The sequence below is a fragment of the Amphritea sp. HPY genome (assembly GCF_050870985.1).
Taxonomy (GTDB): domain Bacteria; phylum Pseudomonadota; class Gammaproteobacteria; order Pseudomonadales; family Balneatricaceae; genus Amphritea.
Genome location: NZ_CP194015.1, coordinates 872,189 through 886,443, shown reverse-complemented (window position 1 = coordinate 886,443; position 14,255 = coordinate 872,189). Strand labels below are relative to the sequence as shown.

17 protein-coding genes are annotated in these 14,255 nt (G+C 50.1%); 6 read left to right on the top strand and 11 right to left on the bottom strand.

Going from position 1 to position 14,255, the window contains the following annotated elements; translation table 11 throughout:
- Positions 1-44 precede the first annotated feature (44 nt).
- Positions 45-740: a hypothetical protein gene (locus ACQUQM_RS03665; protein WP_432473129.1), complete on the top strand. Its 696-nt coding sequence runs from the start codon at positions 45-47 to the stop codon at positions 738-740.
- Positions 741-1,043: 303 nt separating this feature from the next.
- Positions 1,044-1,598, top strand: coding sequence for a lytic transglycosylase domain-containing protein (locus tag ACQUQM_RS03660; protein WP_432473128.1), 555 nt, complete (start codon positions 1,044-1,046; stop codon positions 1,596-1,598).
- 5 nt (positions 1,599-1,603) lie between these two features.
- Here ACQUQM_RS03660 and ACQUQM_RS03655 read toward each other — a convergent pair whose 3' ends face one another.
- The 3 genes from ACQUQM_RS03655 to ACQUQM_RS03645 all read right to left on the bottom strand — a co-directional run bounded on the left by ACQUQM_RS03655 (position 1,604) and on the right by ACQUQM_RS03645 (position 3,978).
- Positions 1,604-2,071 (bottom strand): hypothetical protein, encoded by a 468-nt coding sequence (locus tag ACQUQM_RS03655; protein WP_432473127.1) that lies wholly within the window; start codon positions 2,069-2,071, stop codon positions 1,604-1,606.
- A gap of 301 nt (positions 2,072-2,372) precedes the next feature.
- Entirely contained in the window at positions 2,373-2,642 is a 270-nt protein-coding gene (locus ACQUQM_RS03650) for an acylphosphatase (RefSeq protein WP_432473126.1), read from the bottom strand.
- Between the two features lie 58 nt (positions 2,643-2,700).
- Positions 2,701-3,978, bottom strand: coding sequence for a virulence factor BrkB family protein (locus ACQUQM_RS03645; RefSeq protein WP_432473125.1), 1,278 nt, complete (start codon positions 3,976-3,978; stop codon positions 2,701-2,703).
- Between the two features lie 147 nt (positions 3,979-4,125).
- On the opposite strand from ACQUQM_RS03645, the gene arsC reads away from it, so the two are divergent.
- From arsC to ACQUQM_RS03625, 4 genes are read left to right on the top strand one after another with little or no spacing between them, the layout of a single operon-like run.
- The gene (gene arsC, locus ACQUQM_RS03640; protein WP_432473124.1) at positions 4,126-4,473 is read left to right on the top strand and encodes an arsenate reductase (glutaredoxin); all 348 of its coding nucleotides are present in this window, start codon (positions 4,126-4,128) and stop codon (positions 4,471-4,473) included.
- A complete protein-coding gene (wrbA, locus tag ACQUQM_RS03635; protein ID WP_432473123.1) occupies positions 4,474-5,073 on the top strand; it encodes an NAD(P)H:quinone oxidoreductase in 600 nt (199 codons plus the stop codon).
- A 10-nt stretch (positions 5,074-5,083) separates the two neighbouring features.
- Positions 5,084-5,473 carry a DUF2069 domain-containing protein gene (locus tag ACQUQM_RS03630; protein WP_432473122.1) on the top strand — a complete coding sequence of 130 codons (390 nt, stop codon included), beginning with the start codon at positions 5,084-5,086 and terminating at the stop codon, positions 5,471-5,473.
- 20 nt (positions 5,474-5,493) lie between these two features.
- A complete protein-coding gene (locus ACQUQM_RS03625; RefSeq protein WP_432473121.1) occupies positions 5,494-7,182 on the top strand; it encodes a SufS family cysteine desulfurase in 1,689 nt (562 codons plus the stop codon).
- A gap of 288 nt (positions 7,183-7,470) precedes the next feature.
- On the opposite strand, the gene ACQUQM_RS03620 is transcribed toward ACQUQM_RS03625, so the two are convergent.
- The 8 genes from ACQUQM_RS03620 to ACQUQM_RS03585 form a co-directional block, all read right to left on the bottom strand.
- Positions 7,471-8,781, bottom strand: a complete 1,311-nt coding sequence (locus tag ACQUQM_RS03620; protein ID WP_432473120.1) for a sensor domain-containing diguanylate cyclase — start codon at positions 8,779-8,781, stop codon at positions 7,471-7,473.
- A gap of 134 nt (positions 8,782-8,915) precedes the next feature.
- The gene (gene tcdA / locus ACQUQM_RS03615) at positions 8,916-9,719 is read right to left on the bottom strand and encodes a tRNA cyclic N6-threonylcarbamoyladenosine(37) synthase TcdA (protein ID WP_432473119.1); all 804 of its coding nucleotides are present in this window, start codon (positions 9,717-9,719) and stop codon (positions 8,916-8,918) included.
- A 71-nt stretch (positions 9,720-9,790) separates the two neighbouring features.
- Positions 9,791-10,006 carry a hypothetical protein gene (locus ACQUQM_RS03610; RefSeq protein WP_432473118.1) on the bottom strand — a complete coding sequence of 72 codons (216 nt, stop codon included), beginning with the start codon at positions 10,004-10,006 and terminating at the stop codon, positions 9,791-9,793.
- A gap of 66 nt (positions 10,007-10,072) precedes the next feature.
- Positions 10,073-10,768, bottom strand: coding sequence for a TIGR01621 family pseudouridine synthase (locus ACQUQM_RS03605; RefSeq protein WP_432473117.1), 696 nt, complete (start codon positions 10,766-10,768; stop codon positions 10,073-10,075).
- Positions 10,769-10,780: 12 nt separating this feature from the next.
- Complete coding sequence (locus ACQUQM_RS03600; protein WP_432473116.1) at positions 10,781-11,026, bottom strand: hypothetical protein; 246 nt, start codon at positions 11,024-11,026, stop codon at positions 10,781-10,783.
- 48 nt (positions 11,027-11,074) lie between these two features.
- Positions 11,075-11,776, bottom strand: a complete 702-nt coding sequence (gene hda / locus ACQUQM_RS03595; RefSeq protein ID WP_432473115.1) for a DnaA regulatory inactivator Hda — start codon at positions 11,774-11,776, stop codon at positions 11,075-11,077.
- A gap of 134 nt (positions 11,777-11,910) precedes the next feature.
- The gene (locus tag ACQUQM_RS03590) at positions 11,911-12,990 is read right to left on the bottom strand and encodes an AI-2E family transporter (RefSeq protein WP_432473114.1); all 1,080 of its coding nucleotides are present in this window, start codon (positions 12,988-12,990) and stop codon (positions 11,911-11,913) included.
- A gap of 46 nt (positions 12,991-13,036) precedes the next feature.
- A complete protein-coding gene (locus tag ACQUQM_RS03585; protein ID WP_432473113.1) occupies positions 13,037-14,104 on the bottom strand; it encodes a DUF2066 domain-containing protein in 1,068 nt (355 codons plus the stop codon).
- Between the last annotated feature and the right edge of the window lie 151 nt (positions 14,105-14,255).

Sequence of the window (14,255 nt, the reverse complement as noted above, 5' to 3'; positions counted from 1 at the left end):
TATGTTCACGATCCAGCATTCAAGATTGATAAAGGGAATTATCAATGGACAAAATGACACTACTGGTCTCACCTAATGAGGTCGCGCACAACACCCAGCACTGGTACGACCTGGCGATCTATCTAAGTCGGTGTCTGCACATTCAGCTCAGCCTGGAAACCGCTATCGACATGCAGGATTTTCGAATGCGTCTGGCCCAGGCCGATATTGCCTACGTGCCTCCGCAAGATGCCGCCACTCAAGCCTTCGGCCGCAACTTTAAGCCCCTTTGCACGATTCAGGACTGCTACGAAGAGCTGGCCGTAATATCAAACCAGGAAGTTCCCGTCAGCGGGCTGAAAGGCCTTCAAGGTAGTGTTATCGGAGGTGTTGCCTGTAGTTTTCCAAACCGACTAGGTATGACCCTGCTGAGGAAAAAAAGCATAACGCCCACCTCTATTGCCAAAAAAGAAAGCTGGCCCGACCTGCTCAGCTCGCTGGTAAAGAACGAAATTCATTATGCATTTATCAGCAAAAACTACCTGCGACACACTCGCCGGAGCGAACGCGGCGGGGTACAGCTGATTGCCAGCACCAACCTCAGGAAAGCGCTCCCACAGCTGATGCTCAACCCCCTGCACTGCGTTTTTATAATGAGATCCGGGATACATTGCTGGCGATGCATCTGGACGAAGCTGGCAGAGATATACTGGAGAAACATAAAACCAGGACCTGGACCGAAGTCGATCCCTTCGAGCTAAATACAATGACCACTATGCTAAACCCAGGCAGACAGACAGGAAGACAAGCCAGCCACCACTAACATAACTTGCACGGCCGCAAAGTTACGCATGCCAGCTGTCGATTTTCGTCTCATCTGATCAGAAATTCGCTGACCGGCACTATTCAGTCGTTGATAGCTCTCCCGTTGTTGATTGATCTCTGTAGTTCCAGATAATCAAAGTATTAGCTATGATACAGAGAACATTGGGACAGACCTTCAAACCTCTGTTCTATACCGCCACAACCGGAAGGCTATGCCGACCTTGTATAAGTAACTGATTATGCGTGTACTGTTTTTTCTGACCCTGTTATTCGGCTCTCAGCTATCGTTCGCCACCGAACAACAGATCGATCCTGAGCTGCGTAACGCACTGAAGCACGCCTTTGCCAACAGTGACAGTTTTACCGATCGCTTTGCCGCAGAAGTATGGCTGACCGATATGTCCGGCCGCACTCTGCGTTACGTTAACGACGACCTGGAACGCATTGAAATTTTACGCACAGTACACGCTGAAGCACAAAGGGTTGAGCTGCCGGTATCTCTGCTATTAGGCGTTATACACACCGAAAGCCTGTTCAACCGCTTTGCGGTTTCGGTGGTCGGCGCTCAGGGACTGATGCAGGTAATGCCATTCTGGAAGAAAGAGATCGGGCGGGAGAATGATAATCTCACCAACATTAAAACCAATCTGCGCTACGGTTCAACCATTCTGAAACATTACCTGACCCGCTCTAAAGGCAATCTTACAGAAGCACTGGCACGCTATAATGGCAGCTACGGCAAAACCTGGTATGCAGAAAAAGTGTATCGCAATCAGCACCGCTATAAGGAATAAACCAATCAGCGCTGACGACGTTGCCCCTCTCGCATCTGCTGTAAAACAGCATCCGGAATCTGTAAATTCAAGATAGCTTCAGATAAAGTTCGGGCGCCACCATGCCTGATCACCGTTTTTAACAACGCCCAGGACTCATGACTTATAGTAATGGTTTTGTCAGACGCCTTACGCGAACCATGGGTCATCCGATAACGCCTGACCCGTATCGCATTCCGTAATTTAGCGACAATACCGCGATAGGCATCGTGCTCGTTAAATGCCCGCAAACAGCCAGCAAACTCATCCACCGCCCGAACCGGATCCTGCCTGCCTGAAAGTATCCGCTGCACCACCTGATCCATGGCATCAAACGCCCTGACCAGCGAGTGATCTCCCAGCAGACCAACCCCCTTGCTAACCCTCTTTGAAATGAAATCTTTGGCAAACGCCAGCTCAGACGGATCCAGAGTGTAATTTGTAGTGCGCGCCATTCAAGCTCCCCGGCTCGACCGCCCTGAATCAGGACCGTACTGAAAAAATTAACCGACAAGATCATAACAACAAAGGCTGTAATGTTACATAAGCATTACACTGGGGAACAAAAACGCTCGTTGCTCGTTGCTCGTTGTGGACTGCCCCCGGTTTAGTGGACACTAATTTTCATAGTTAGAGGTGTCCAATGCAGTTTAAGAAAAGAAAGCTATTTCGAGCTACGAACAAGCAGCGTTCTTTGCTGCGTTCGAGCCACGAGCAACGGTTTTTTCCTTTTTCAAACTACCAGCCGCAGCTTAACTATCGTATCTCAAACCCACTAAAACGATCGCCACACTCAACCTGCTCACTGACCACTTCAGCGACTGTCGCCAGCTCGGGACCTATACTCAACCAGGCTTCCAACTGCAGCAACCCCGGCTCTTCACCACACGCCATCACTTCGACCCGGCCGTCACTAAGATTCCTGACCCAACCAGTAACACCGCACCCCTCGGCTGCTTCTTTTGTCGACTGGCGGAACCATACTCCCTGAACCCGCCCCGATACGAAAGCATGTAAACAATTCACCCTTAAACTCCTACAGTCTTGATTAGTTTATATGGCTGCAAACGCATTTTTAGCATAATTACATGCTGTGATCAGACTGCTGATCGTCAGACAACAGTGTTTTAGAAATACCGGAATCACCCTGAAACAAATTTTCCAGCGTCATTTCAAGCGCCGATCGACGACTTACCGATACCTGCTGCAAACGGCTGTTCAACTCTCTCTGCCAGGGTGTAATCGAATCAACTCCGCCGGCCTCGGGCAATGGCCAGGGCAACTCTGCATTCAGCTGCTCCAGAGTAAAAGCGCCAAGATCCCTGGCCAGCAGGTATTCGCCCTGATCGGTGCGTCGAACAATCGACGGCTGCATCAGCAGTTGTACATACTGGTCCCAGCCGCTCTGATCTAAACCTTCAACTTCACGTAGTAAGCGCTTATCATCCAACGTTTCACCCTGTTGCTGGGCTTGCCACAAACGGTACAGAATCGCCACCAGCGTATGCATATGTGAGTTAGTACGGCCTGTTTGCCTCTCGCGGTATACGGTCAGTGCCCGGGTCAACTCCGCGCCCAGCAGGATGATAGTCCATGAGATAAAGATCCAGGCCAGAAACAGTGGCACTGCGGCAAACGCACCATAGATAAGCTCATAAGATGGAAATTGCGTGACAAACAGAGCAAAACCCCGCTTAGCGGTTTCAAATAAAATCGCCACAACCAGGCCACCGATTAAAGCACTTTTAAAAGGTACCCGACAATTGGGTACTGCGGCATACAGCAAAGTGAAAGCAGCTGCCGACATCAGCATCGGTAGAACTGACAACATCCGCCCTTTTCCGACCAGCTCTGTGGCACTGGTAACCAGCGAAAGCGATGCAATATATGAAGTTACCAACAGACCAATACCGATAAGAATAGGGCCCAGACTGAGAATTGCCCAATAAAGTAAAAAACTCGACAGCCCTTTGCGCGGTTCACTGACTCGCCACACCCGATTGAACGCCCCTTCAATATTTTTCATCATCATTATTGAGGTGACAAACAGAAACACCAGACCAACGGCGGTGAGCTTTCGCGCCTGGGCAGCAAAATCGCTCAGATAATCCTGCACCACAGCACCGGTTGCCGGCACAAAATTCTCAAAGATCCAACCCTGCAACTGCCCTCCAGCTCCCTGAAAGGATGGTATAGCAGCCAGCATCGCATATGAAACTGTCATCAGGGGCACGACAGCAAACAACGTCGTATAGGTCAGAGCCGAAGCATTCAGCACACCTTTATTATTTATAAACTGACGCCCCAGATAACACAAAAACTGCCAAACGCCCTGAACACTGTACTGACTATGGCCACTCATCGTTCTACCACTCTATGCTGAGTTAATTACCGGATAGCCTTTTCGCTTCCCGTTAAATACAATAACGCTTTTATTATAATTAGTTCAGTACAATCAACCAGCTGGTAAGCCGTTTTTAATATCAGCCAGTATTCAGGATCAAGTTCTATGACTGTTGAAATCTACCATAACCCTCGCTGTTCAAAATCCCGCACAACTCTGGCCCTGCTGGAAGAAAACAGTGTAACGCCTGACGTGCGCCTTTATCTCGAGACCCCTCCAACAGCTGATCAGTTGAAAGCCGTACTGGCACAGCTGAACATGCCTGCCCGCCAACTGCTGCGCAAAGGCGAAGATGAGTACAAAGCGAACAATCTGGCCGACGCCAGCCTGACTGAAGAACAAATCATCGACCTGATGGTCCAATTTCCACGATTAATTGAACGACCGATCGTCATCAGCAATGGTCAGGCACGAATTGGCCGCCCACCTGAGTCGGTACTGGAGATATTGTAAGTGTCCGAACCTTACGTTCTTGTTCTATATTACAGCCGCCACGGCGCAACCCGGACTATGGCCCGACAGATTGCCCGCGGCATCGAACAGGCAGGCTTTGAAGCCCGCCTACGTACGGTGCCAGCGATTTCAGCCAACTGTGAATCAACCGAACCTGAAATTCCTGAACAAGGTGCGCTGTATTGCACTGAACAGGATCTGGCTGAATGCTCCGGCCTCGCCCTGGGCAGCCCGACCCGATTTGGCAATATGGCCGCGTCACTTAAGTACTTTATCGATTCCACAAGCAGCCTCTGGCTCAGTGGCGCACTGATCGATAAACCGGCCAGCGTCTTCAGCGCCAGCTCCAGCCTGCACGGCGGTCAGGAGAGCACTCTACTAAGTATGATGCTACCGCTGCTGCATCACGGCATGGTCATTTCAGGCCTGCCTTACTCCGAGCCGGAACTGATCCAGACCAACAGCGGCGGCACCCCTTACGGCGCCACCCACGTTGCCGGTAAAGACAACGATCAGCCTGTAGACAGTACTGAACTAGCACTCTGCCTCGCTCAGGGTAAACGCCTGGCCAAGCTGGCAAACCAACTGCAACATAACTGAGAACCACCCCATGCAGGAAAAACTAACCCGTCTGGTCAATATCAGTCGCGCAACAACCTTATTCAGCTACTTCGGTCTGATTCTGTTCCTTAGCGCCTGGTATCTGATCATCGCACCACCACCAACTGCAAACCCCTACGTCATCTGGGCAGTACAAGTGCTACCGCTGTCACTGTTCCTGCCGGTTATTCTGAAACAGGATCTGCGCGGCCATATCTGGCTCTGTTTTTTCCTGTCAGTCTACTTTATGCACGCGGTTGTCATCGCAATGTCCGACCATACCAGCAACTGGCTGGCACTGATCGAGACATTGCTGGTCGCCCTGCTATTTACCGGCGCAATGATGTTTACCCGCTGGCGTAGCAAACTGAATAAGCTGCAACAAGCGAATCAGAAATAACAACCTGCGGACCTGATACTGTGACTCTGGACCTGAACACACTGCGCCAACGTTTCCCAATTCTGCAACAGAAGATTAACGGGCAACCACTGATCTATCTGGACAATGCCGCGACCACACAAAAACCGGATAGTGTGATCGCAGCCATAGAAGCGTATTACAGCGGCTACAACGCTAATGTTCATCGCGCAGCTCACAGCCTCAGTGAACGGGCCACAACCACATTCGAAGGCGCACGCAACAAAGTAGCCCGGTTTCTCAACGCACAACATAGCCGAGAAATTATCTGGACCCGGGGCACTACTGAAGGCGTCAATCTGATCGCCCAAAGCTTCGCTCGCCCCCGCCTCCAGCCAGGCGATGAGATCCTGCTCAGCGAGATGGAGCACCACGCCAATATAGTGCCCTGGCAGATTGTCGCGCAACAAACCGGCGCGATTATCCGCGTTATTCCTATTCTCGATAACGGCGATCTGGATCTGGCCAGTCTGAACAACCTGCTGAACAGCAAGACCAGAATCCTCAGTATTACCCATATATCTAACACCCTGGGTAGCATTAACCCGATCGCAGGCATTATTCGCCAGGCAAAACAGGCAGGCGCGACGGTTATTATCGACGGTGCTCAGGCAGTTTCTCATCTCGAAATCGATGTCCAGCGCCTGGGCTGTGATTTCTATCTGTTCTCGGGCCACAAACTATTTGGCCCTACGGGTATCGGCGCATTGTACGGTAAACAGGAGTTGCTGGAGCAGATGCCGCCCTGGCAAGGCGGTGGCGAGATGATCAAAAAAGTTTCGTTCAGCGGCACAAGCTATAACGAACTGCCTTTTAAGTTTGAAGCCGGCACCCCCAATATTGCTGGCGCTATCGGCCTTGGCGCCGCACTAGATTTCCTCAACCAGCTAGACCGTAAGCAACTGGCAAGCCATGAACGCCACCTGACCAGCCACGCACTTAAACTATGTCAGGATATAAAAGGCTTTCAGCGGATTGGCAATCCGACCGCCCACACCTCAATCCTGTCATTTCAGCTCAGCAGTCACCACCAACAGGATGTCGGACTGATGCTGGACCAACAAGGCATCGCTGTGCGCACCGGTCATCATTGCTGCATGCCGTTAATGGAAAGACTCGGCCTGCCAGGAACGATCAGGGCATCGTTCAGCTGCTACAACACGACAGACGAAGTTGAACGCTTTGCCCAGGCCCTTGAACAGATAAGCAAGGGCGGTAGCTTTACCAGCAGCGCTACGGTCACCAGTGATGAGATATTCAACAAAAACCCGTTTGGCAACGAGATAACCAGCGAGCAAATAGTAATGCAGCTGTCACCGATAAAGGGCTGGAATGACCGCTATCGTGAAATCATGCAACTCAGCAAGCAGTTACCCGCAATGACCAGTGCCATGAAACTGCCCGAAAACCTGATTACCGGCTGTGAAAGCCACGCCTGGCTGGCGTGGAAAAAAGACAATGATGACAAGCTCTGGTTCGCTGTAGATTCAGACGCGCGTATCATCCGAGGCCTGATCGGACTCACACTGGCAGCATTAAATGGAAAAAATCCACAACAGATTTTAGCCTTCGATATCGAACAATATTTTTCGGAGTTGCAACTGCTAAGACACCTGAGCCCGTCAAGGGGCAATGGCTTACGCGCCATTGTTGATCAAATCCGAAAAATAGCGACGCAGCAGAGCGGATAATCACCGCCCTACGGATAGCCAGAGAAGCAACCCCTGCTGCTTCAGAAGAGTACTATTTTGACTCACTGCGACCTGGTTACGCCCTGATTTCTTGTTGATCGAATCCGGGAAATAGCGACGCAGCAGAGCGGATAATCACCGCCCTACGGATAGCCAGAGAAACAACCCCTGCTGCTTCAGAAGAGTACTATTTTGACTCACTGCGACCTGGTTACGCCCTGATTTCTTGTTGATCGAATCCGGGAAATAGCGACGCAGCAGAGCGGATAATCACCGCCCAGTGGATAGTCAGAGAAACAACTCCTGCTGCTTAAGCACTGTACTATTCTGACTCACTACAACCTGATTACGGCCTGAATTTTTAGCGCTATACAGGGCCTCATCAGCACTGCTTATCAAACCGTCCATATCCCGGGCATGTTCAGGATATGTCGCAAGCCCGGCACTAAAAGCCACCCGCACTTCGCAACCATCCAGCAGAATGGGCGATTGCGTGGTTTTTTCCTGCAACTGCTCAATAAGATGCCTCGCATTCACCGTATCAGTTTTCGGTAACAACAACAGAAACTCTTCACCGCCCCAGCGCATCAGGGTATCCGACTGCCTGATCGACAAACTCATAAGCTCAACAAAGTGTTTCAATACACGGTCACCGGCCAGATGCCCAAACTCATCGTTGATACCTTTAAAATGATCCAGATCGAGCAGGCAAAGCGTAAAACTCTGCTGGTAACGCTGGGCGTAACTCAGTTGTTTTTTGAAATGAATATAACCTGCACGTCGGTTTAGCAAGCCGGTAAGGTAGTCATAGCTTGCCTGCTGCCGTAACTTATCCTCCAGCGCTTTGGCTGCGGTAATATCATGCACCATACCGACAATACGCACCGCCGCTCCCTGTTCGTCGTGCTGACACACACGCCCGCGATCGCGTACCCAGAGTAGCTGTTTATCTCGATTATATATCCGATACTCCGCCTCATACTGCGGTATACGACCATTCAGGTGCTCATCCATCAACGCCAGCACCCGCTCCCGATCATCGGGATAAATTGAATCGATCCAACTGCTCACCTCAGCTTCCATCTCATGAGGAAGGTAACCCAGCATGCGCTTTAATTGCGGTGAAAAAAACACTTCGCCGGTTTCGATATGCCAGTCCCACATACCGTCAACCGCTTCATTCAGCGCATAGGTTAATTTGGCATCGTGATCCCGAAACTCTTCCCGCTGTTGCGAGGTCAACGCCAGATTTCGAGCAATAGAAACAAACAGATCACGATCCTGATGCCTGATAATACTGGTATAAACTTCTACCGGAAAACCTGAACCATTATTACGGCGATGACGGCCGATAAAGGTCAAACTGCCCGACAGATATACCTTATTGACTATCAGTCGCCAGTGCTCTTCGCTTTCAACGTCGTTCTGTAACGAGATAACACTATGACTAAGTAATTCATCACGACTCATTCCCAGATCTATCCAGGCACGGGGATTCCCGTCCAAGACCTGAGACGTACTCGGTTCGATCACATAGATAGCATCACTACAACCATCAAAGACCGCTTTATACAGGGAGTCCTGCTGATTCGGTGGCATTGCGGTATAACATCCGTATTGATTAAGCAACAACCACAAAGTAGATAGGGAATAAAGCGTACAGACAAGTACTTATTTCCAACGGACTAACCAATTTAGGTAGTTCGTAATACAAGAGAAATTTTTGAAATAACTTAGGAGGAGGTGGAAGCCTGCCGCGCCGCCCGCTCCAGCATCTTCTGTAACACCCTGGATACAGCAACAAAGCCAAAAGTTGCTGTAACACAGGTCGAAGCGCCGAAGCCACCACTACAGTCTAGGCGTGTATTACCATCTTCAACCTGCTTCTGCTGACACACTGATCCGTCTGGCTGAGGATATACCAGCTGCTCGGTTGAATAGACACAATCTACCTGAAAACGGCGACCGCTCTTGCTGAAGCCATGAATACGGCGTAGCTGCGAGCGCACACTTGCAGCCAGCGGGTCATGACTGGTTTTACTCAGGTCGATAATTTCAATCCGGGTCGGATCAGTCTGCCCACCAGCTCCACCGACGGTGATGATCGGAATTTTAAAACGCTTACAAAAACCGATCAGCGCTGTTTTTTCATTCACGCTGTCAATGCAATCGATCACATAATCAAACTGCGGACCGATTAGCTCAGGAATGTTATCCCGGGTAATAAAATCTTCTATCTCAGCAACCTGACATTGAGGATTGATCAGCTTAATCCTCTCAGCCATCACCTCAACTTTCGAGCGGCCGATACTGCCATCCATTGCATGTATCTGCCGATTAGTATTGGTAATACAAATATCATCAAGGTCAATCAGCGTAATAGTACCGATTGCAGACCGGGCCAGGGCTTCTGCTGCCCAGGAACCCACCCCTCCAATACCGATTACACATATATTGGCTTTTTGAAACAGTTCGACTGCTGCCGTACCGTAGAGGCGCTGGGTACCACCAAAGCGCTGTTGAAAAGAGTCTGTCACGTAATTTCTCGTATTTCTTAGTCATTCCTGGTAGTTGCTAGTAGTTACTAATAGCCTCTACCGCTTATTCACTAGAAGTCATCATCGGTCAGCTCGGTAACAATCACCGAACCACAGCGGTTACATCGACCTTCGATATAGACTACAGCCTTAAATTCATATTCCTGAGGCTGACTCATACCCAGATTTACTTCCTGACACTGATCACACCAGGTCTGCTCCAGAAAAGCCTGCTGCTCCTCTTCACTGCGGGCAGTAAAATCCCGCTCAATGCGCTCTTGTGTCACGTTCAGATCTCCGGAAAATTAAAAACGGCATAGTACCGGATTGTGACCGGCGGGTGAACAGCCCGATTATGGCTGCCCGGGAATAACCGGCCAGGCCAACAACTCAGGTTGCTGCCAGTGGCTTATCTGCTCGACTGCAGCTGCAAGCTGAAACAACTCACCGATGCGTGGCGGGCAACGGAAACAGTAGTCCCGCCCCTGAAGATTGAAACTCAGACTGTAGGCGTGCAGGTAGCCCCGATCAACAACCTCTTCAGTCACCTCATGGTAACGCTCATCACCGACAATCGCAGCACCGACACTTTTCATGGCAACCCGGATCTGATGGGTTTTTCCGGTATGCGGCTTAAGTAGAAACAAACGCAAGCCGCCCCCCAAAGAATGGCTGAAAAACTGGGTCAGCGCCGGATTCTCGCAAGCCTTGCTCAATTTCCAGCTACCGCGTCTCGCCTTAACCATATCGCCACGCACCAGACCTTGCTTTTTGCCCGGTTTCTTATCGGAAATGGCCAGATAAAACTTAGACACTTCACGCTGCTGAAACAGCTTCGATAACTCTGACGCAGCTGCAGCGTGCTTAGCCAGCACTAACAATCCGGAGGTCATCTTATCCAGTCTGTGCACCGGATATAACTGCTCAATACCTAGCGCCTGCTGCACCAACATCACCAAGCCTTGCTCCTGCTGGTCCTTATGCATACTGATGCCTGGTGACTTGTCAATCACCAGAAAATCTGAAGTCTGGTCAATTACCTGAAACATCAAAATATCACTTCATTTATCAGAAAAAAGAGACACATGGTCACGCAAAATGCGGCCTTGCCAATACATCCCGGTAAGTCTGCGGGTAATCCAGTTAGCCTCGGCGTTACTTGCCTGAATAGTGATAGTAGCACTCGCTCCACGGGGATGATCGCTGTCCACCATCTGCAACTCTTCCAATTGCATATAGCGGCTTAATAATCCGTAGAGCGCCTGTTTAGACGTAGCTGGCGGCAGGCCTGCCAGATAGATTTTCATAGCCCACCCGAACTGAGCGTTAAGTAACGATACTATTTAGCACCAATACTATAAACCTAGCACCTGTTTTACGAAGGGGATAGTCACTTTGCGCTGCGCACTCAACGAGGCTGAATCCAGTCGATCAAGTAGAGAAAAAAGATCGGCAAGACCACGACTGGCACGATGAATCAGAAAGCGGGCAACCTCTTCACTGATCTCAAAACCACGACCTTTAGCCCGAATCTGCAGCGCCAGGACTTTGCCTTCATCATCAAGCCCATGCACCTGAAAAACAACACCCCAACTCAGGCGGGATGCCAGATCAGGTAGTTTGATACCCAACTGCCTGGGAGCACAGCTGGCCGCGACCAGCAGCTGATTTTCTTCAGCCCTGATACGATTAAAGAAATGAAATAGCGCTTCTTCCCAGTGCGGATCTCCGGCAACGCACTGCAGATTATCCAGACAGACCAGATCAAGATGTTCCATCCCTTCCAGCACACCCGGTCCCAGTCCGTTCAACTCGTCCAGCGGCAGATAAACAGCAGTTCTGCCTACCGGTTCGGAGGCATGGCACACCGCCTGCAGCAAGTGTGAGCAGCCGGTATCGCTACCCCAAAGATAGAGAAACAGCTCGCCCTCACCGATAGCGGTGTAAGTCAGGGTGTTGCACAGCAGTTCATTCCCCTGACTGAGGAAATTCTCAAAACGTGCGTCATCCCGCAGGGTTATACCCAGAGGGATCTGAAATGGTTCTGGATTACTCATCAACTTCAAATACAGTCCGCAATACGCGATATAACAAGCCTTCAGGCTCGCAACACTTCAAACTAAGCTCTTCAAACTAAGCTCTTCAAACTAAGCTCTTCAAACTAAGCTCTTCAAACTAAGTACAGGCACATTCATGATGGCCCGTCCTGCTCGACACTCTCCATTGCATAGAGTTTACTGCCTTTATACCCTTCATGCAGGTGTCGAAGCAGCACCATAATAACGGCAGCTACCGGAAGTGCAATCAAAATTCCTACAAAACCAAATAGTTGACCACCCGCCATAATGGCAAAAATAACTGCAACCGGATGCAAACCGATCTTATCACCCACCAGTAACGGGGTCAGAACCATACCTTCGAGCGCCTGACCTATAGCGAAAACCAAGCCAACCCAGGCCAGAACAGTAATATCATTAAACTGCAACATGGCGGCAACGGCAGCAGCAATAATACCTATAATAAAGCCCATATAAGGAACAATACTGGCAAGGCCGGCAAGGATACCAACCAACAAAGCAAGTTCAAGTCCAATAAACCAGAGCCCGACAGCATAGATTATCCCCAGTGCGAACATGACCAGCAACTGACCTTTAATAAAGGCCCCTAACACCTCATCACACTCCAGCGCCCAAAGCTTTACTCTCGGCTCAACATTACGCGGCAACAGATGCCCGATCCGGACCATCATCAGATCCCAGTCCCGCAGCAGATAAAACATCACTACAGGGATCAGCACCAGATTAGCCAACCAGCCTGCCAACGCAAGCCCTGACTGACCAATACCACTGAACAGATCTTTCACCAGATTGCCTGTCTGCTGCCAATGCCCGGTCAACAGCAATCTGACACTCTGCCAATCCAGATCGGCAAGACTGACACCAAAGGTTGACTGCAACCAAGGTATCAGCCGGGTTTCAATCATACCTATGACAGCTGGTACTAACTTGATCATGACCTGAATCTGATGCCCCAGCTTAGGCAGCAGGAACAGCAATACCATTAAGACCAGAGTAGACATAACCAGAAACACGACGACTACTGACATTGTTCTCGACAACCCGTAACGTTCGAGACGATCAGTAACAGGGTCGGCAAGATAGGCCAGCAACGCAGCCGCCAGAAATGGCGTAAGAATCGGCTGCAAAAGATAGATCAGAGCACCGACTATCACTGCACAAATAAGAAAAAACCAACGTTGCGAATCAGTCATAAACACTCCCCGATCATCTGGCCACCGAATATGGACATCATCCGCTTCACTCCTGCCAACGATAAACCAGAATTGATCCGGTATCTTCAGCCGCAGCAACCCTTGGCGTGGCAATCATCAGTGGATTCAGACGTACCGCCTGAGCCAGAGCACTTTCTCCGCCCTGTACTTTAACCCGCAAAGTAACCCGATCGGTATCGATGCGATGTACAACCGCATTTTCAACCGGCGGCAACTGACGCACATAATCAAGCAATTTCAGATAATCATCTACACCATCGATATTACTAATTTCCAGTTTCATGCCTTCTTCGATATAACTCAGACTCACCGACCCCAGTCGACCCAGCACAGAGTCAGCGCTTTGATTGATCACTTGTTCAAGCTGATCGGACAACGCTCCGTCTGGTTCAAAACTAACAGCCTTATCACCATTAAGCAGTAACCAGCGGGTTTCCCAGCCACCATTATTATGCTGATAAAGACGTCCGACCAGCACGGCATCGGGCTGATAACGCGCAGATGCCTGCTCTATTGGCGCCCGAAAAAAACCCCACAAATCACTGACAGCCAACATTTGCTGGTCCGTAAGATCAAGCAGAGGCACGTCAATGGGCAGTGCTCGCTGACTAGCCAAGGTAGCTAACTGACTATACACACGCCCCTCCGGCGCCACATAATCACGCTCACCATTAGCAACTTGCGAAACCAGCCAGACCATCAGTGCAGGTCGGGCATGACCAATTGCCTGCAGATTATTATCATGCAGCAGCTGATCGACCAAAACCGAATCGAAATCCAGTTTTAACCGTTGCCCCAGAACCTCCCGACCATCCCCGGCAGAAACCGGAGTCTGGGTTGCCTGGTAGCTAAACTGCTGCAACAAGACTGCGGGATTACTTAGCGCAGCCCTCAGCCCGGGAATCACTGCCACATTGCTACGCCCGGATACTTTTATCAGCACTTCCTTCAAGCCCTGACTTAACTGGGCTTGAGCCGGCCGTGGTTGCTGCTGCGGCACAAGCAACTCAACACTGTATAGATTCCGTACCGTAGCAGCCTGCAACACCCCGGCAAAAAACAGACAAATAAGGCCTGCAAATAAATTTTTCATGGCTATTTTCATGCTGTTACTGAACCCGTAATCCTGTTTACTAAAAATCATCCCAAAAATAGGCCATAAACCTTAACACACAATAGCCGCCTCACCAGCAACCTGATAGAATACGCGACAAAATTTTCCTCAGTAATTACCTTGAAACGGG